General features: G+C 56.8%; 19 protein-coding genes. 4 read left to right on the top strand and 15 right to left on the bottom strand.

The window, feature by feature from the left end:
* Positions 1 to 633 (bottom strand): SCO family protein, encoded by a 633-nt coding sequence (locus ABH899_RS23550; protein WP_370001013.1) that lies wholly within the window; start codon positions 631 to 633, stop codon positions 1 to 3.
* Positions 634 to 717: 84 nt separating this feature from the next.
* A complete protein-coding gene (cyoE, locus tag ABH899_RS23545) occupies positions 718 to 1707 on the bottom strand; it encodes a heme o synthase (protein ID WP_370001011.1) in 990 nt (329 codons plus the stop codon).
* Between the two features lie 305 nt (positions 1708 to 2012).
* Here cyoE and ABH899_RS23540 point away from each other — a divergent pair, with 305 nt between their 5' ends.
* Complete coding sequence (locus ABH899_RS23540) at positions 2013 to 2708, top strand: response regulator transcription factor (protein ID WP_009673178.1); 696 nt, start codon at positions 2013 to 2015, stop codon at positions 2706 to 2708.
* 163 nt (positions 2709 to 2871) lie between these two features.
* Positions 2872 to 3369: a spore coat protein GerQ gene (gerQ, locus tag ABH899_RS23535; RefSeq protein ID WP_370001008.1), complete on the top strand. Its 498-nt coding sequence runs from the start codon at positions 2872 to 2874 to the stop codon at positions 3367 to 3369.
* A 134-nt stretch (positions 3370 to 3503) separates the two neighbouring features.
* On the opposite strand, the gene ABH899_RS23530 is transcribed toward gerQ, so the two are convergent.
* Positions 3504 to 3797 carry a hypothetical protein gene (locus tag ABH899_RS23530; RefSeq protein WP_370001006.1) on the bottom strand — a complete coding sequence of 98 codons (294 nt, stop codon included), beginning with the start codon at positions 3795 to 3797 and terminating at the stop codon, positions 3504 to 3506.
* An 88-nt stretch (positions 3798 to 3885) separates the two neighbouring features.
* Here ABH899_RS23530 and ABH899_RS23525 point away from each other — a divergent pair, with 88 nt between their 5' ends.
* On the top strand, positions 3886 to 4869 hold the full coding sequence (locus ABH899_RS23525; RefSeq protein WP_009673142.1) for a metal-dependent hydrolase: 984 nt from the start codon (positions 3886 to 3888) through the stop codon (positions 4867 to 4869).
* 163 nt (positions 4870 to 5032) lie between these two features.
* Here ABH899_RS23525 and ABH899_RS23520 read toward each other — a convergent pair whose 3' ends face one another.
* On the bottom strand, positions 5033 to 5263 hold the full coding sequence (locus ABH899_RS23520) for an alpha/beta-type small acid-soluble spore protein (protein WP_218228088.1): 231 nt from the start codon (positions 5261 to 5263) through the stop codon (positions 5033 to 5035).
* A gap of 128 nt (positions 5264 to 5391) precedes the next feature.
* Here ABH899_RS23520 and ABH899_RS23515 point away from each other — a divergent pair, with 128 nt between their 5' ends.
* The gene (locus ABH899_RS23515; protein ID WP_009673090.1) at positions 5392 to 5583 is read left to right on the top strand and encodes a DUF5325 family protein; all 192 of its coding nucleotides are present in this window, start codon (positions 5392 to 5394) and stop codon (positions 5581 to 5583) included.
* A 36-nt stretch (positions 5584 to 5619) separates the two neighbouring features.
* On the opposite strand, the gene trpS is transcribed toward ABH899_RS23515, so the two are convergent.
* From trpS to ABH899_RS23460, 11 genes are all read right to left on the bottom strand, one after another.
* On the bottom strand, positions 5620 to 6603 hold the full coding sequence (gene trpS / locus ABH899_RS23510; protein ID WP_218228087.1) for a tryptophan--tRNA ligase: 984 nt from the start codon (positions 6601 to 6603) through the stop codon (positions 5620 to 5622).
* A 433-nt stretch (positions 6604 to 7036) separates the two neighbouring features.
* Positions 7037 to 7609, bottom strand: a complete 573-nt coding sequence (locus ABH899_RS23505) for a nitroreductase family protein (RefSeq protein ID WP_370001003.1) — start codon at positions 7607 to 7609, stop codon at positions 7037 to 7039.
* Positions 7610 to 7759: 150 nt separating this feature from the next.
* Positions 7760 to 9334 (bottom strand): cobyrinic acid a,c-diamide synthase CobB, encoded by a 1575-nt coding sequence (locus ABH899_RS23500; protein ID WP_370001001.1) that lies wholly within the window; start codon positions 9332 to 9334, stop codon positions 7760 to 7762.
* 30 nt (positions 9335 to 9364) lie between these two features.
* The gene (locus ABH899_RS23495; protein WP_370000999.1) at positions 9365 to 10726 is read right to left on the bottom strand and encodes a cobalt-precorrin 5A hydrolase; all 1362 of its coding nucleotides are present in this window, start codon (positions 10724 to 10726) and stop codon (positions 9365 to 9367) included.
* Positions 10723 to 11499 carry a precorrin-4 C(11)-methyltransferase gene (gene cobM, locus ABH899_RS23490; RefSeq protein ID WP_009673080.1) on the bottom strand — a complete coding sequence of 259 codons (777 nt, stop codon included), beginning with the start codon at positions 11497 to 11499 and terminating at the stop codon, positions 10723 to 10725. Before cobM ends, ABH899_RS23495 begins: the two co-directional genes overlap by 4 nt.
* Positions 11496 to 12272 (bottom strand): precorrin-2 C(20)-methyltransferase, encoded by a 777-nt coding sequence (gene cobI, locus ABH899_RS23485; protein WP_370000996.1) that lies wholly within the window; start codon positions 12270 to 12272, stop codon positions 11496 to 11498. The genes cobM and cobI overlap by 4 nt, the downstream gene beginning before the upstream one ends.
* Positions 12269 to 13525 (bottom strand): precorrin-6y C5,15-methyltransferase (decarboxylating) subunit CbiE, encoded by a 1257-nt coding sequence (gene cbiE, locus ABH899_RS23480; protein WP_370000994.1) that lies wholly within the window; start codon positions 13523 to 13525, stop codon positions 12269 to 12271. The genes cobI and cbiE overlap by 4 nt, the downstream gene beginning before the upstream one ends.
* A complete protein-coding gene (locus ABH899_RS23475) occupies positions 13522 to 14658 on the bottom strand; it encodes a cobalt-precorrin-5B (C(1))-methyltransferase (RefSeq protein WP_370000992.1) in 1137 nt (378 codons plus the stop codon). Before ABH899_RS23475 ends, cbiE begins: the two co-directional genes overlap by 4 nt.
* 10 nt (positions 14659 to 14668) lie before the next feature.
* Positions 14669 to 15319 (bottom strand): precorrin-8X methylmutase, encoded by a 651-nt coding sequence (locus tag ABH899_RS23470; protein WP_009673181.1) that lies wholly within the window; start codon positions 15317 to 15319, stop codon positions 14669 to 14671.
* Entirely contained in the window at positions 15319 to 16098 is a 780-nt protein-coding gene (gene cobK / locus ABH899_RS23465) for a precorrin-6A reductase (protein WP_370000990.1), read from the bottom strand. The genes ABH899_RS23470 and cobK overlap by 1 nt, the downstream gene beginning before the upstream one ends.
* Positions 16095 to 17216 (bottom strand): sirohydrochlorin chelatase, encoded by a 1122-nt coding sequence (locus tag ABH899_RS23460; protein ID WP_370000988.1) that lies wholly within the window; start codon positions 17214 to 17216, stop codon positions 16095 to 16097. Before ABH899_RS23460 ends, cobK begins: the two co-directional genes overlap by 4 nt.
* Positions 17217 to 17244 lie beyond the last annotated feature (28 nt).

Below are 17244 nucleotides of genomic sequence, written 5' to 3'. Positions count from 1 at the left end.
CTATTCCTTGCTTAACGTCTTGATGTCTTTTACGATGGTTTTGTAATCCAGATCGGGTCTGCCCGGATTGTAATACGTACGAATCTGGCCTTTTTTGTCCACCAGCAGGATGACGTTGGAATGGGTGAAATTTCCCGTGTTGTCCTTCGTGACCCCGATGGAGTACTTCTTGGCCAGCTGTGCCATTGCCTGTTCGTCCGTGCCGGTCAGAAATTTCCATCCCGTGAAATCGGCGCGGTTGCGGACCGCATACTCCTTAAGGGCGGTGGGTGTGTCTCTGGCCGGATCGAACGAGATCGATACGATGTCCGCTTTGTCCGCAAATACTTTCTGGGCTTTCATCTCATCCTGGACTTTGGATAAAAAATTGGTCGTTATCGGACATACGTCCGGACAACTTGCGAAAAAGAAATACACCAGTTTAACCTTGTTGTCGAAATCGGAAGAAGAAACCTTCTTGCCCTCCGTATCTGTCAGTTCAAAAGGCGCCGCGGTGCCGACCGGCTTATCCTTCAAATAAGCGCTGGCCTGCTCCTGACCGTATAATTTGTAGGCAAACGATGCGATGATCGCAAGCAGAACGACGGTAATACCTACCTTAAACCAGTTTTTTGCCCAAAATCCACCCGCCATAAATACACTTCTCCCCTCTAAATAAACATCCCATGTCGCCATGGGATGTCTTGTTCATCTGGATTCAAGTTTGGGTAATCTACTTTATAAATTCATAATGGTCGAATCGACCACCATGATCAAAAACAGCAGTGTCAGGTAATTCACGGAATAGATGAACATGCCTTTGGCCCATTTGTCGTCATCTTTCGTCTTAAATCCTTTGTAACCCATAAAAGCCCAGATCAGCCCCATAATCGTCGCCGCGAAGAAATACAGCGGTCCAACGTGAGCGTCTCCGCCGTAGAAGAAGAGAAGCTGGGAAACCGGCACCAGCAGGACGATGTAACGCATCATGCTTACTTTGGTGACGTAGTTGCCTTTCACGACAGGCAACAGCGGATAACCGGCTGCACGGTATTCTTCCTTCCTGCGGATTCCAAGCGCCCAGAAGTGCGGCGGCTGCCACAGGAACATGATGAGGAACAAGATGAGCGCGGTCATATCGAGCTTGCCTGAAACGGCGCAGTAACCGATCACGGGCGGAACCGCTCCGGAAAAGCTTCCCGCGAACGTGCTCCATACGGAAGTACGTTTGAAAATAGCCGTGTAAACCCACACATACAGGAAAAGACCGGTCAAACCGAGAAGAGAACTTAACGGGTTCACGGCGACAAACAACAGGGCGATACCTGCGATGCCGAGAATAATTCCGTAGCCGAGCACCACGGACGGCTTGATTTTGCCGCTTACGGTAGCCCGCTTCTTCGTCCGTTCCATTTTGGCGTCCATATCGCGGTCCAGGTAGTTGTTAAGCACCGTTCCCGAAGCCATGACAAGCGCCGTGCCGACCAGGGTGAAAATCATCAGGAAAAACCAGTCTATCGTAAAGTTTCCCGCCGATGCGATCCAAAATCCGCCGAAAGCGGTAATCAGATTAGAAAATATAATCCCCGGCTTGGTCAGGGCAAAATAATCTTTCCATGTAGCCGGCTCCGAAGGAACATCAGTCTGCACCGCCGATTCGACTTCCGCTTGATGATCCGCGTGAAGCACCGTATCGGGAGCAGCCTTGTATCCTAATTGTTTATCCAAGGATCTCAACCTCCATAGAAATTCATCAAAACCATAACGAGTCATCTGTTTTTCGTACCCACTCATCATATCAAGCAGGACCACGTTTGACAATGTAATGGCATGAGTTGTCATCATATTGTCGAATTCGGACAGACGGTCCCGCCACGTTCCCGACGAATTCTTTCCTAGACGTCACAAAACGGATTTAGTATAGTTAAATTAATCGTTTTAGGAAAATTAAAGAAAGCAGTTAGAAAAGATTTAGATTCCTAAACATTTTCCTAACAATTTTCATCCACCTCATGCAAGGAGGGTCCCCCTTAATGTCGAGCATTCTGATCATTGAGGACGATAACAGCATTGGGGATATGATGTCGATTTACCTGGCGGAAGACGGCTACACGGTAAAACGCGCTTCGGACGGTCAATCGGGGCTCCGGCTTTTCAAAGAATTCGAGCCCGACCTAATCGTCCTGGATATCATGCTCCCCGATTCCGACGGGATGAAGCTGTGCGCGGATATCCGCAGTCTGTCTTCCTTGCCTATCCTCATGGTTTCTGCGAAGAACGATGTGTCCGACCGCGTGAAGGCCCTGCTGATCGGCGCCGACGATTATTTATGCAAGCCTTTCAGCATGCGCGAGCTTTCCGCCAGGATTCAGGCTCTTCTCAGACGGTCTCAAATCGTACAGGCCAAATCCGCCCCGGCGGTCAGAGAGGCTCCGCCGTCCATTCATGTGGATACCGATAAGCGCTGTTTATACGTCAACCACATACCTGTGGAAACAACTTTCTCCGAGTTTGAACTTATTAAACTGCTTTGGCTGCATGAGGGAAAAGTGTTCAGCCGCGAAGAGCTGCTTAACCGGATCAGGGGCATCGATTCTTTTGTAACGGAACGGGCCATTGACGTACATATCGCGAATTTGCGCAAGAAGATCGAAGTCGATCCCAAAGATCCCAAATACATCAAAACCGTGTGGGGAGTCGGATATAAATTCGCTCTCGCCGCGGAATAGCCCTAATGAATACCTTGTCGACGGTTTTTGTGCCGGCGCAAGGTTTTTTTTGTGTCACGAGACAAGCGCCTAGACCATATGCTAAGTAAGGAAAAGCGCCCATCCGGCAAAAGCCGGCGCAACAACGCGAACCTAGTGGGCATTATAAGGAGGGTATACTCCCATGACGATCAGTTCAAATCCAGGCAGCAAATCGTACGGCACAACAGCTCCCGGCTACACGACTTATCCGTCTTACCCCGGATCCGCACAAGGCGGTTATCCTTCGTCCCCGGGCTCTCAGTTCCCCGGAACCCCGTTTCCGGGCTCGCAATTCCCCGGCTATCCGTCTTATCCGGGCCAATATCCTCCTCCGGGAGCGGGGTCGGGCAGCACCGGCGTCCCGGGCGGAGTGAGCCAGCTTCCCCTGGAAGAATCGTTCATCGAGAACATTCTGCGGCTCAATCTGGGCAAAGTCGGCACCTTCTACATGACATACGAGAACAACAAAGAATGGAACGCGAAAATTTTCCGCGGCGTTATCGAAGCGGCGGGGCGCGATCACATCATCATCAGCGACCCCAAAACGGGCGTGCGCTATCTTCTGCTGATGGTCAATCTGGATTACGCGACGTTTGACGAGCCGCTGAACTATTTCAACACGCCGGTTCAGCCCCGGTAACGGATTCAGAATGAAGCCCCGGCAGACAGCCGGGGCTTTCCTTTTGCCCGTCAGCTTTATTTCGCTTAAGCCGTAGGCTCTTTCAGGTTCTAATCCGTCTATAAAGGTTAATGAAACGTAGCCGGAATGCCCTTCTATTCATCCGGACCGATGGACCGGAAATGCCAGATGTGCAGCTTTTCCCCGCCGCCTTTGATCCACGGGTGCATACACCCCCATGTAGGATCTCCGCCGCTGACACGGACTTCCCGCATACGAGTGTATTCGTCAGGGGAAACGGGAGTCCATATCTCGACGAACAAGTTAGGCTGGTCTGTCCCTTCCAATAAGGAGAGTTTTTCGTTATCCCGGAGTCTTTCCCGCATAAAGGACAGGTAAACCTCGCGCGATTCAGGCAGTATGGCGTATTCAACAAAAACTTTACTCATTTTTCCCCTCCGCTTGATTTAAATTCACACCGAACATGGTAAACTATAATATACCGTCAAAGACAATTCCAGCTTAGGAGGAGAGCCAGTGGATACGGGAACCCATTTAGTCATCGGCTTCGGCCTCGCCGGCTTATCCATGGTGGATCCGGTAGTAGCCTCCAACCCTTCGGTCATGACCGCTGTTTTCATCGGGACCGTATTGGGCTCGCAGGCTCCGGATTTCGATACCCTGCTCAGATTCAAAAACAATGCCGTTTATATCCGCAATCACCGCGGCATTTCGCACTCCCTGCCGTTCGTCGCTCTTTGGACTCTGCTTATCACAGGTGTTCTCGCCCTTATCTTCCGGGGTGTGCCCGTCCTGCATGTAGGAATGTGGGTTTTGATCGCCGTGGCGTTTCATGTCTTTACCGATTTGTTCAACACCTACGGAACGCAGGCCTTCCGGCCTTTTAACCAGAAATGGATATCGTGGAACATTATCCACATTTTCGATCCGTTTATTTTTACCGCTCACCTTGTCGCGATATTTCTGTGGGCCGTTCACGCCGCGGAACCCACATTGATTTTCCCGGTGCTGTACGGGCTGATCGCTCTCTATTACGTATGGCGGACACTCGCCCACTATCTGGTGGAAAAGAAGCTGCCGGTCCAAGATCCCGCACACAAAGCCGGGGATAAATATATGGCCATTCCCACCTATAGTTTAACGGCGTGGAATGTGGTCAAGCAGGGCGAAGACGGCCTGTACACCCTTGGGGACCTGCGGAAAGGGAATCTCCGGTGGATCGATCAGGTCAAATGCGATATCCATCCGGCGGCGGAAGCGTCCAAAAGCCACAAGGACATCCAGGCTTTCCTTTATTTCTCGGGCCATGCGTGCGCTCAGGTGATTGAAAAGCCCTGGGGTTATGAAGTAAGATGGAGCGATGTAAGGTATCGGCACCGCAAGCAGTATCCGTTCGTTGCCGTGCTGCTCATGGACCACAGCTACAAGCCGCTCGATTCCTATATCGGCTGGCTCAGCGACGACCGTCTTCAGAAGCGGCTCCGTGTGGACAGCTACTAGAGCGGGGCACGTCATCACTTATGTACGACTGTACGACGGTTGTTAATCCGCGCCGATACCGGCGCGGTTTTGCCGTGTCCGCATCGCCTGGATCACAAGGCAAAGCCCGAGGGACAAGTCCCTCGGGCTCATATGAAGACTGCGTATTACAGTTTCCGCAAGATTAGCGGCCTTGACCTTGACCTGCCAGCTGTTGCTCAGCGATTTGCACCAGACGACGAGTGATGTGTCCACCGATCGCGCCAGTGTCACGAGTAGCCATGTAACCGTAGTAACCATCTTGAGGAATTTGAATGCCGAGTTCTTGAGCTACTTCGTATTTCAATTGTTCCAGAGCTTGGTTAGCTTGAGGTACTACCAGTACGTTGCTGCTGCGAGATTGTCCAGTTCCCATTGGGATCAGACTCCTTTCGGTCAGTTAAGATTCTTGATGTATTTGCAAGCTTGCAAAGATAGTATGTGACGGTTGAAGAATTCTATACGCATCTCAAACAAAAAAACTTTGAAAGCAGGGGATTTTCAATGAGTCGCGGACTCGCACTACTTTTTGCCGTGATCGGCACTCTACTTCTGGCAGGCATCAGCTTCGCCATCGCCCTGAGGGAGCCGCTGCTGGTCGTGCTGTTTATCGTCTTGTCCATCGGTTTTATGGGATTCGGATTCGCTACAAAAGCAAAAATGCGCCGCAAGCGGGAAGCCTCGGGAAAACAATAACCCGAAGCGCCGCTACGGCGCTTTTTTTAATTTGCTTTACAGAAGAACAAAGCCCATCCGTTCTTTAACCTGCTTAATCGTTTCTCCCGCAAGCTCCGACGCTTCGGCCGCCCCCTTGCGGAGGACATCGTAAAGCTCTCCGGATTCGCGGATCTCGCGGTACCGCTGCTGAATCGGCTCCAGCGCCGCCACGACGACTTCGGCGAGATCTTTCTTGAAGGCGCCGTAGCCTTGGCCTTCGTATCTCGCTTCCACCTCGGCTACCGTCATATCGGCACATTGGGAATAAATGCCCATGAGATTGCTGACTTCCGGCTTGTTCTTAGGATCGAACTTCACTTCGCGGCCCGAGTCCGTCACGGCGCGGCTGAGCTTTTTGCGGATTACTGAAGGCTCGTCCAGCATGGCGATGAAGCTGCCGGGGTTCGGATTGCTCTTGCTCATTTTCTTGGATGCATCGTCCAGCGACATGATGCGCGCGCCCACTTCCGGAATATACGGCTCCGGAATCGTGAACGTATCCCCATAGCGGTGGTTAAAGCGGGCCGCCAGGTCGCGCGTAAGCTCCAGGTGCTGCTTCTGATCCTCGCCTACCGGAACGAGGTCCGCATTGTACAGCAGGATGTCCGCCGCCATCAGCGAAGGGTACGTGAACAGCCCGGCGCCGACAGATTCCTTACCGGCCGATTTGTCTTTGAACTGGGTCATCCGTTCCAGTTCGCCGATGTAAGTCAGCGTCGTCAGGAGCCATCCCAGCTCGGCATGCTCCTTGACCGTGGACTGCAGGAAGACGCTGGCTTTGGCAGGATCGATTCCGCAGGCCAGATAAAGCGCCGCTACCGATTCCGTCTGTTCTTTCAATGCGGCCGGGTCCTGAGGAACCGTGATGGCATGAAGATCCACGATCATAAAATAGCAGGTATGCTCGTTCTGGAGTTTAACAAAGTTGCGAAGGGCCCCGATATAGTTGCCGAGCGTTAATTGACCGCTTGGCTGAATGCCCGATAGTACGCGTTTCATGACAAAACCTCCTGTTTGAATCTGAATTTGGATTGGGAAATAAACGCAAAAAAGGCCTCTCGTCGAAGGGACGAGAGACCGCGGTGCCACCCTTATTCGTTTGCCTGCTGCAGGTACCGCACCCGAAATCCGCGGACCGCAAAAAAAACAAACCTTCGTCTCCGATAACGGGGAGAAAAGCCGTTTCCGTATACTGGGAAAGGTCCATGCCGCTTAAAAAAAGCAGCTGGTTCCATGAACCGTCATCGCCGGTCCGCTTTCCGTTCCACTTTAAGCTCGGGGATCCATTCGGCCTGCATGTTCCGCCGGTTCACACCACCCACCGGCTCTCTGTACGGAACGAATACCGCTTACTTGTTCCCGTCTTCGCGTTGATTGCATCGATTTTTATTTATTATACCCCGTTTGCTCTTAATGTCAACGACAGCGCAAACTACAGCCAGGTCGTTTTCTCTTCATAAGGGGTTCTTGCCGTAGGTTTCGCGGGCTCTGCCGGGTGACCGATAAAAAGAGTCCCGACGACCTTCCGGTTCTCGGGCGAACCGATAAACTCGTGCATGCGCCCGTCATGGACCAGCCCCACTCCCCGGGTCCGCCAAACAAGGCCCAGACCCATCTCTTCGGCCGTAAGCCACATGCCGTATATCGCGCAGGCGGCCGCATATTCGTTGTCGTGGCTGGAAGGTTCGTCGCCGGGAATGACGTCCGCAGTCACGACGATGACGAGCGGCACGCCTTTAACGGCCTTCATCGTCTCTTCCACCAGATGAGGCTTGGTCGGAAATCTTTCCGTCAGAAAAGCTTCGGCAGCAGCCTCATAGCGTGCCTTGGCTTCTCCTTGGATGACGTAAAAATGCCAGGGCTCTCTGAGCCTGTCGTTAGGCGCTGTAACGGCCGCTTGCAAAAGCGTGCGGATATCCTGCTCCTCGATCGGTTGCTCCGTGTACCCGCGAACGGCACGCCTTTTGTTCAGCAGGTCCAGAATAGATGCTGCGGCTGTAGTCATGTATGGTGCACCTCCGAAAAAGTTTGGGTTACAGATAACTTCGGAATGTTAGTCATTCCTTAAAAGCGTTCGGTATGGCTCAAAAACAGCAAGCTAAAACCTTCTCTCTCGCACAGACAAAAAAATCATCCGGGAATTTAGTCCGGGCTGTTAAACAAGGCCGTCCCTCATCTTCCGGAAAAGAAGGCATTTCTCGATCCATCTGCGCGGCATGTCGGGATTGGAAGCGAAATGAAGATGGGTGTACCCCGATACGAGGCTGCCGTTAAGCGCCCCCTCTTCCTTCGATCCGCGCATTCCTTTCGTTTTGTACGCGGGCGGGAGCGTCGCAGACGCCCCTGGCTCGAATACGGAATAATGGAACTCGTGCCCTCTCGCCGTATCGTCCGGACCGAGCAGGAAATTCCCTTCCGTCCCCGTCGCTTCCCTGTAGCCTAACGCCGCAAGTTTGGTCTGCATAGTCACCTTGCCCGGAACGAGGCCGAGCATCGGATACGGCCTGCCGGAGGTGTCCACGATCGCATCGGTCAGGAACATATACCCGCCGCACTCCGCCAAGGTCGGCAGACCCGATCCGATGCCCTCGGCGATGGACTGCTTCATCTCCTGAAGCTCCGCCAGGCGCTCGGCAAACTCCTCCGGGAAGCCTCCTCCCAGGTAGAGCCCGTCAACACCTGCGGGCAGCTTCTCTCCGGCAAGCGGGGAGAAATAAACGAGCTCCGCCCCGTAAGCTTGAAGCAGTTCCAGATTTTCCGGATAGTAGAAATGGAAAGCCGCGTCTTTGGCGACCGCGATACGCACCCGGGGTTCCGGCGGAGGGATCGTCTCGGGAGCCGCATCCGCATCCGCGCCTGCCAGCGGGCTGCGCGTGGCCTCCGGTGCCATGCCGCCTCTATCCGCTTCCTGCGGCCGGAAGAGGCGGGCAGACGCTTCCAGCGGCTCCGTATCGGCAGCCTGCAAGAGCCGCTCCAAATCCGTGTGAGCGGAAATGCGCTCCGCCAGCTGCGAGAAGAACGGCGACAGCTCGCCCCGCCCGATGGACGGGACCAGCCCCAGATGACGCTCCGGCATCGCCAAATTCTCGTCCCGCAGCATGTAGCCGATTACCGGGACCCCGCACTCCTGCTCGATAGCGTCCCGCACGATCCGGTAATGCCCCTCGCTGCCGACCAGATTGGCGAAGACCCCGGCGATCCTGACGCGTGGGTCCAGGAGCTGGAAGCCCTTCACGATGGCGGCCGCGCTGCGCGCCATGCTTTTGCAGTTCACGACCAGAATGACCGGGCAATCAAGCAGCAGGCTGATTTCGGCCGAGCTGCCTTCGTTCGTTTTCGGGTTTTTGCCGTCATAAAAACCCATTACGCCTTCGATGACGGCGATGTCGGCGTCCCGGGACGCCCGGCAGTAAATCTCGCGTACGGTGTCCGCCGGAAGCATCCAGCTGTCCAGGTTGCGGGACAGACGGCCCGTAACCGCGGTGTGATAGGTCGGATCGATATAATCCGGACCGCACTTGAAGCCTTGTACGGACAAACCTCTCGCTTTCAAAGCGGCCATAACGCCGATCGTGACCGTCGTCTTGCCGACGCCGCTGCCCGTTCCTGCGATGAGGAGCCGCTTAGCCCGGCTGACGATCAGACCGCCCGCTTCCGGGACAAAATCCGCGGCAGACGTTTCCGCCGTTACGGAGAGGGTTCCCTGTTCTTTTTCCTGCTCAGCAGCCATCTCTGTCCCTCTCTTTCCATGTGCCGTTATTTACTGGGGAAGCTCTTCGGTGAACGGCTGAATGCCGACTGAAATCGTTACGTTTCCCGATTTTTTCTTCACAAGGGCCAAGGGGACGGAGCCGCCGATGTATCTTTGGACGGCAGGCTCGCTGACCCCATACGCGCCCGTATATTTGAACACGGTAGGAGACGGCTGATTCATCGGCATTTCGTTCAGCTCCTCCGGCGTATAAGTGACCAAAGGCCAGCCATACTTGCCGCAAACGGCCAAAAGCCCCTCCTCATCAGCCTTCAGGTTGATGGTACACACCGTCTTTACGCTCCGGATCGAAAAATCCAGTTCGGACAGCGTGGAGGCAATGACTTCCTCGATCTCTTCGGCAGGCGTTCCCCGGTTGCAGCCTATGCCGAGTACGATCACCTTCGGCCGGTAAAGGACGCCATTGCTCAGAATCGCCTGCTCGGCCGATGACAGCAGCCGGTGCGTGACGACGAGGGCCGCATGCGGCGCCGCTTCCAGCGCCTCTTGCACACTGCCGTAGCTGCGGATATTTGGCGGAACGGGAGTGTCCAGAGTCCACCAGCCCGGCTCCCCGGATTCGATGACGACGGCGACCTGCTCTTCGTTGACTACCGAAGCGCTGACCGGGGTCAGTTTGTCGGCGGATTCCCACTCCCAGCCGAATCGGCGGCCGAATAAATCGACGGCGATCGTTTTCTGGACATCCGAAGCCGTCGTGATGACCGCACGGGCCCCCATCGCGGCGGCGACTTCACGGGCCAGCTCGTTCGCGCCGCCCAAATGTCCGGACAGCACGCTGATGACATGTTCCCCTTTGTCGTCGATGACGACGATGCCCGGGTCTTTTTTCTTGTCCTGCAGCAGCGGCGCAATCATGCGGACTACGGCTCCGAGCGAGATGATGCAGATAATCCCTTTGTATGCGGGAAATAACGCAGGAAACAGCATCCTGACGCTGCCTTCGAACAATTGGATGCCCCCGTAAGGGCTGCTTGTCGTGCTGGGAGAAGCCGCTCCGACTACAGCCGCATTGACTGGCGTGGTCCCGGCCGTACCGGCGGATGCGATAGCCGCCGCGGATACTGCCGCGTTAGCGGCTTCCGCCCGGGCCGATGCCTCCGCTCCAGCCTCGCTGGAACCCGTGGACCGGACCCCGCCTGCACCAGCGGAAGCTACCTCCTCTGCGCCCCCGCTAGAGACAACGTCCTCATCCCCGCGTGCGAATTTGCTCATGTAATACACGTCCACGCCGCCGAAAGAACGGAGCAAGTTGCGGGCAAGCTCCACCCCGTGCTTCGTGATGGCGATAACCGCGTAATCGGAGCGTACCCGGATTTCCGGCACGATTCCTTCCTGGAGGGAAATCATGGCTTCACCCCGCGGCGGTAGCGGTGCGTAAACGATTTGTCATACAGCTTGGAGCGGTATTCCTTATCGTGGATATGAGGGTCCAGCGCCCAGCCTGCAAGAATCATCGCATGGGAGCGAATCCCGTTGCTCCGCATATCCGCTTCCAGATTCTCCACCGTCGTGCGGACAATCAGCTCGTCGGGCCAGGTTGCTTTCTGAACGACGGCTACCGGCGTATCCTTGCTCCAGCCCGCTTCCAGCAGGTCTCCGACGACCTTTTTGACCAGAGTTGCGCTTAAATACAAAGCCAGGGTGCAGTGATGCTTGGCCAGCTCACGGAGCTGCTCGGCTTCCGGCACAGGCGTTCTGCCCTCCGCCCGCGTCAGAATGAGCGTCTGAGTGAGGTCCGGGATCGTAAGTTCCGCCTGAAGCGCAGCGGCGGCGCCGAATACCGAGCTTACGCCCGGAATGATTTCTACGGGAACGCCGGCTTTTTTGAGCAGAGTCATCTGTTCCATAATCGCTCCGTACACGGCAGGATCGCCCGTATGAACGCGCGCGACCAGCTTTCCTTCCTCCACCCGCTTGATCATAAGGGCGACCATTTCGTCCAGCTCCATGCCCGCGCTTTTGAGCACCTCGGCCTCGGGTTTGGCCCGGGCGATCAGGTCGTCGTTAACAAGTGAATCCGTATAGAGGACGACATCGGCCTCCTGCAGCAGACGAAGTCCTTTTACCGTGATCAGATCGGGATCTCCGGGCCCCGCGCCGATAATAACCACACGGCTCATTTTCTCACCACCATCAAAGTCAGATATTCAAGCTGCCGGCCCTGGAGTTCCCGTACGTCCAGCCAGACGGACTCTTCGGCGGACGTCACTTTCGTGAGCACGGCCGCTTTGTCCGTAAGACCGAGGTCCCCGAGCACCTGCAGCATAAGATCGATCACTTTCGCCACCTTGATAAACACGACGCAGTCGTGCTCTTCGATCGCTTCCCGGACCGCCCCGTAATCGTCCGTTGCCGGAACGATGGCGATCCGCTCGTCTCCGTCGGCCAGCGGAATGCCGAGCCGGGATGCCGAGGCGTTGACGGAAGAAATACCCGGGACCGATACGGTTTTCGCTTCGGGATGGCGCTGCTTAAGAAAACGCATCATATGGATAAACGTGCTGTAAAGCATGGGATCGCCCTCCGTAAGAAACGCGACATCCCGGCCCGCGGCCAGATGTTCCCATACGGCATCCACCGTCTTGTTCCAGCTTTTTTCGAGGGCTTCCCGGTCTTTCGTCATCGGAAAAGTCAGCCCCAGCATTTCCTTCGCCGTCGTATCGACGTAAGTCTCCGCAATCTTCAGCGCGTAGCTCTGGGCACCGCTTTTTTTGCGCGGGTACGCGATTACCGGGGACTGCTTGAGAATGCGGAACGCTTTAACGGTCAGAAGCTCCGGGTCCCCCGGACCGACTCCAAGCCCGTACAGGGTCCCTGTTCCGCTTGTTTCCGCGCGATTCGCGGGTTGCCCGGCACCACCCGAAAGGGTGCCGCTTGCTGCATATTCGCTCATGTGGCTGTGTCTCCTTTTTCTGCAGGTATGTCGAATGTATCCGTGTTTTCTTCAGGAGGGTGCGCGGCCGTCAAGATATAGACCGGATTCAGCGCGTCAAAACGCGTCAGCTGCAAAATCGGCTTGCTCCGCGAAATCTGGACGAGCTGGATGTCCGTCCGCATCCCTTCTTCGGCAAAAGCGCGCATCGCATCGCTTAAATTCTCGATGGTGACGGCATTGAGCACAATGCGACCCCCTTTCTTCAGCCGCGAAGCGCAGATGCGCAGGAGTTCTCTCATCTCTCCGCCGGTACCGCCGATGAAAATCGCATCGGGATCGGGGAACGCCTCCAGTCCTTCAGGCGCCCTTCCGTGGACGGCCGTCAGATCGACCCGGAAACGCCGCGCGTTTTCATGGCAGTTGGCGAGATCTCCCTCGTTTTTTTCGATGGCAAAAACCGCCCCCTCGCGGGCGATCCTTCCCGCCTCGATGGCAACGGAGCCGGTACAGGTCCCGATGTCCCACACCACGCTGTCCGGCCGGAGAGCAAGCTGGGCAAGACTCAGCACGCGCACCTCGCGTTTGGTGATAAGCCCTTTGTCCGGCTTGCGCTGGGCGAACTGCTCATCGGGAATGCCGAGCGGCCAGACCGGTGAAGGACCCGTACGCTTCAGCACCACCAGGTTAAGCGGAGCGCACTCGGTACGCGCAAGCTGCTCCAGCTCGTACCAGCCCGTGCGCTCGGCGGCTCCCCCGGCATTCTCGGCTACGAAGGCGCGGTATTCGGTCATCCCGTACTCGAGCAGATAAGCGGCGATAGCGGCCGGCGTATTATGCTCGTCCGTCAACAGCGCTACCTTCGGCCTGCCGTCGATTCGCTGGGCAAGGCCCTTGATGCTGCGGCCGTGCAGGGACACGACGTGCGCGTCCTGCCAGCTCTCGCCCATCCGGGCGAAAGCAAGCTGGAGCGAGCTCAGGTACGGATAAAGCTCCACCTGGAGCTTACGCGCGAGCAGGGAGCCGATGCCGTAGAACAGGGGATCGCCCGACGCCAGCACGACAACCGTCCGCTCCTCTGCCGCAAGCCCATCCGTCATTGCCGACAAGCCGCCTTTCAGCACCTTCTTCTCCCCCCGGTAATCCGGAAAAAAAGCCAGATGCCGCTCCCCTCCGACCAGCACCTCGCTTTCCTCGATCCACTGCCGGTACGCCGGGAGCAGGCTGTCCGCTCCGTTGTCTCCTATCCCGATCACTTTAATGGGTTTGTTCACTTGTCTTTCCCCTTTCCGTATAAAACAGCCTGACCCAGAAGCTGAGCTTTCATGGAGATCAGGAACGTTTCAATCGTGACAGATCCGTCGTTCTCCCGCGCCGTCTGCTCCATTCCCATTTCCTTCAAGCTTTCCCGGCAGCAGCGGCTGCTCATTTCCTCGAAGAAAGCCGTCAGGCCCAGCTCCTGCATCCGGTCCCCTACCTGGGAGGCCGTGTTGGCCGAGAGCACCTCGCCGATGAGCTCCGCGTCCGCGCCGGCCGCTTCCGCGAGCTCGGCCAGAAACCCGAAATCCACCGGGGCGCTTTTGGAATGGACCATCATGACGCCCTGCGCCAGCTTGGAGAACTTGCCCATCATGCCGACGAGCGTAATCTTCTTCACGCCTTGGCCCCGGCACTGCTTCAAAGCAAAGCCGACAAAGTCCCCCATCTCGACAAAAGCTTCTTCCGACAGCCCGGGATACAGGTCGATGCCGAACTTCTCCGAACGTCCCCCGGTCGAGAGCACGATGTGCTCGCAGCCGCAGCGTACGGCGACCCGGATCGCCTGGGCCACGCTCGCTTTGTAGGCCGACGTGGAAAAAGGGACGACGGTTCCCCGCGTTCCCAGAATAGAAATGCCGCCGATGATCCCCAGACGGCCGTTCAATGTTTTCTTCGCGATTTCCTCGCCGTCCGGAACGGAAACGACTACTTGAACGCCGCGGTCGGAACCGTAAACGTTCAGGACGTCTTCCACCGCTTCCCGGATCATTTTGCGCGGAACGGGGTTGATCGCCGCCTCGCCGACCGGAACGGGCAGACCCGGTTTCGTGACCCGGCCTACTCCGATTCCGCCGTCGATGACGATCCCGGGTTCCGATAGCCACTTCACCTCGGTAATAATCCGGGCGCCGTGAGTCGCATCGGGGTCGTCGCCCCCGTCTTTGATCGTCTCGGCAGAAGCCGATTCCTCGCCGACCGAGCAGGCCGTCATCGTGAACGTGACGACCTCCCCGATCGGCAGCCGGATCGTCGCTTCGCTTTGCAGCTCCTGCTCGATCAGCGCGGTCAGAGCCGCCTTAGCCGTAGCCGCGGCACAGGAGCCTGTCGTGTAGCCGTGGCGGAGCGGTTTGGCTGCCTGCTCTTCCATAGGCGTAAGCTTACCCCCGCTTCTCTGCCATCAGAGACAGCGCATTGACTGCCGCGACCGCGACCGGACTGCCTCCTTTGCGGCCGATATTCGTAATGAACGGCACGTCGAGCTGAAGCAGCTCTTCTTTGGATTCCGCCGCGGATACGAAACCGACCGGAACGCCTACGATAAGTCCCGGGCGCGCCTCGCCTTCCTTGACTAGACGGATCAGCTCCAGCAAAGCCGTAGGAGCATTCCCGATGGCGAAAATCCCGCCTTCCGCTTCACGGATCGCCTTGCGGACCGAAATGATCGCGCGTGTCGTGTTCAGCCTTTTGGCCTCTTCCATCACGTCCGGATCGGAGATGTAAACGTTGACCTTGCCGCCGAATTTCTCGATGCGGGGTTTGCTGATTCCCACCTGCACCATCTGAACGTCCGCCACGACCGTGCGGCCCGCCCGGATCGCTTCAATTCCGGCTTCTATGGCACGGGGATGAAAAACAAGGCTTCGGCCCAGCTCGAAATCGGCCGATGCGTGAATGACCCGCTGGACAACCGGGTACTGCTCTTCGGTAAAGTCGTGAGAACCCAGCTCCTCCGTAATCATTTCAAAACTTTTCGCTTCTATTTCCTGCGGCTGAACCGTCAGCGGTTTAAATTCGGTACGAAAGTCCATTAGGAAGATACCTCCTGCAAAAGATCGGCGGCCGCTTTCAGCACGCCCTCATAATCGGAAAAATGAATGCCGTATTCCAGGCCCGGACGGCCGATCACGATCGTCTCGATCCCCATCTCCAGAGCCGCTTCGAGCTTCTCGTCCACCGCGCCGACTTTTCCGCTTTCTTTGGTAATCATCAGCGTCACGCCGTAATGCGAATAGAGCGCCTTGTTCAATTCCTTGGAAAAAGGACCCTGCATCGCCACGATATTGCGCTGCTCGATCCCGAGCTCCTCGCACTTCTCCATATTGTCGAGACGCGGGAGCATGCGGGCGACGAGCCTCACGTCCGGCAGTCCGCCGAGACGCCGGGCAAAAATATGTAGCGTCTTGCTGCCCGTCGTCAGCATGACAACACCGCCGCGAACGGCCGCCAGCTCGGCGGCGTGCGCGTAATCGTCCGCAAACACGATGCCGGGCCGGACCTGCAGGTCCGACCCTTCCCGTTCGTAGCGGACGTACGGCACAGCCGCCGCTTTCGACGCCGCCATGGCGTTGCGCGAGGCTTCCTCCGCGAAGGGATGGCTCGCGTCTACGACGAGCGAGACCTCTTCGCGCCGGATGAGCGCCGCCAGGGCTTCGGCGTCGAGGCGACCGACGGCGGCGGCGATGCCGGCGTCGGTCAGGCTCTTGGCGGCGCTGTCGGTGACGACTGTCGCCAGCACGCGGTGCCCGGCCTGCGCCAGCAGCACCGCGAGCTCGCGGGCGTCGCTCGTGCCGGCCAGGAGGAGGATCATCGTCCTCCCTCCCTGCCGTCCGCGCCTGCGGCTACAGGGCCAGGCGCAGGCCGGGACGCTTCGCCACCGGTGGCGCCGGCCTCGCTTGCGGCACGGCTGTCGTCCGCATGGTTATGCGCGTGCGCCTCATGATCGTGATGTTCATGGCCGTGATCATGATCGTGCGCATGTCCGTGAACGTGTTCGTGTGCATGCCCGTGATCGTGCTCATGGTCATGATGGTGCCCGTGGTGATGATCGTGTTCATGGTGGTGATCATGATCATGGTCGTGATGATGGTGATCATGATCGTGGTCGTGATGATGGTGATGATCGATATGTTTCATCGCTTCCAGACGGAAGGAGCACATATCGCAGTTCATTTTCACCTCGTCCTGAAGCGCCTCGCCCGCGCGGTCGCGGAGAATGCCCCCAAGAATCGGATCAAGGCCGAAATAATCGGTCATCTCAAACGTACAATCGGGATAGCGCAGGGAGAAGTCAAGCAGCATGCCTTCCATCCGTTTGATCAAAATCCCCGTAAAAAGAAAATAAGGAAGCACGATCACTTTCTTCGCGCCCAATCTCAGGCAGCGTTCGATCCCGTTCTCCAGAAGCGGCGCCGTTACGCCGATAAATGCCGTTTCGACCCAGGGAACCTGGAGCTTTTCCCAGAGCAAGCGGGAAATTTTGAACAGCTCGCTGTTCGCATCGGGATCGCTGCTTCCGCGTCCGACAACCAGTACGGCGGTATCCCCCGGCGTTTCATCGCGGAACCGGTCCGCCCCGCCCAGCCTTGCCGTCATGATGTCGACTACACCTTCATGTACGCCGATCGGCCGTCCGTAAATGAACTGCACGCCCGGGTAACGCTCTTTCGCTTCGTCAATGACAGCCGGAATATGAATCTTGGCATGACCGGCGGAAAATAAAATGATCGGCACCACGGCAATCCGGGTGGCTCCTCTGTTGACGCAAGTCTGTATCCCTTGCGAAATTGTCGGTTTTTCAAGCTCCAGAAAACAGGTTTCGATTATGGCCTGCTCCATCGTTTCGGCGAGCCGGCTTACAAACGCCCGGACCTCGCTGTTCCCTTCCGCGTCACGGCTTCCGTGACCTACAAACAGTACCGCATCCATCGGTTCTGCCTCCTTTTTTGTATCCCTG

The organism is Paenibacillus sp. RC84 (genome assembly GCF_041260495.1).
GTDB lineage: Bacteria > Bacillota > Bacilli > Paenibacillales > NBRC-103111 > Paenibacillus_F.
Note: the sequence above shows the minus strand (reverse complement) of the source record. Positions and strands in the feature narration are given on the sequence as shown.

Bases quoted from the DNA above. Each gene is read 5' to 3' on its own strand.
- ABH899_RS23550 (WP_370001013.1), bottom strand. From the start codon at position 633: ATGGCGGGTGGATTTTGGGCAAAAAACTGGTTTAAGGTAGGTATTACC.
- ABH899_RS23540 (WP_009673178.1), top strand. From the start codon at position 2,013: ATGTCGAGCATTCTGATCATTGAGGACGATAACAGCATTGGGGATATG.
- gerQ (WP_370001008.1), top strand. From the start codon at position 2,872: ATGACGATCAGTTCAAATCCAGGCAGCAAATCGTACGGCACAACAGCT.
- ABH899_RS23530 (WP_370001006.1), bottom strand. From the start codon at position 3,797: ATGAGTAAAGTTTTTGTTGAATACGCCATACTGCCTGAATCGCGCGAG.
- ABH899_RS23520 (WP_218228088.1), bottom strand. From the start codon at position 5,263: ATGGGAACTGGACAATCTCGCAGCAGCAACGTACTGGTAGTACCTCAA.
- ABH899_RS23515 (WP_009673090.1), top strand. From the start codon at position 5,392: ATGAGTCGCGGACTCGCACTACTTTTTGCCGTGATCGGCACTCTACTT.
- trpS (WP_218228087.1), bottom strand. From the start codon at position 6,603: ATGAAACGCGTACTATCGGGCATTCAGCCAAGCGGTCAATTAACGCTC.
- ABH899_RS23505 (WP_370001003.1), bottom strand. From the start codon at position 7,609: ATGACTACAGCCGCAGCATCTATTCTGGACCTGCTGAACAAAAGGCGT.
- ABH899_RS23500 (WP_370001001.1), bottom strand. From the start codon at position 9,334: ATGGCTGCTGAGCAGGAAAAAGAACAGGGAACCCTCTCCGTAACGGCG.
- ABH899_RS23495 (WP_370000999.1), bottom strand. From the start codon at position 10,726: ATGATTTCCCTCCAGGAAGGAATCGTGCCGGAAATCCGGGTACGCTCC.
- cobM (WP_009673080.1), bottom strand. From the start codon at position 11,499: ATGAGCCGTGTGGTTATTATCGGCGCGGGGCCCGGAGATCCCGATCTG.
- cobI (WP_370000996.1), bottom strand. From the start codon at position 12,272: ATGAGCGAATATGCAGCAAGCGGCACCCTTTCGGGTGGTGCCGGGCAA.
- ABH899_RS23475 (WP_370000992.1), bottom strand. From the start codon at position 14,658: ATGGAAGAGCAGGCAGCCAAACCGCTCCGCCACGGCTACACGACAGGC.
- ABH899_RS23470 (WP_009673181.1), bottom strand. From the start codon at position 15,319: ATGGACTTTCGTACCGAATTTAAACCGCTGACGGTTCAGCCGCAGGAA.
- cobK (WP_370000990.1), bottom strand. From the start codon at position 16,098: ATGATCCTCCTCCTGGCCGGCACGAGCGACGCCCGCGAGCTCGCGGTG.
- ABH899_RS23460 (WP_370000988.1), bottom strand. From the start codon at position 17,216: ATGGATGCGGTACTGTTTGTAGGTCACGGAAGCCGTGACGCGGAAGGG.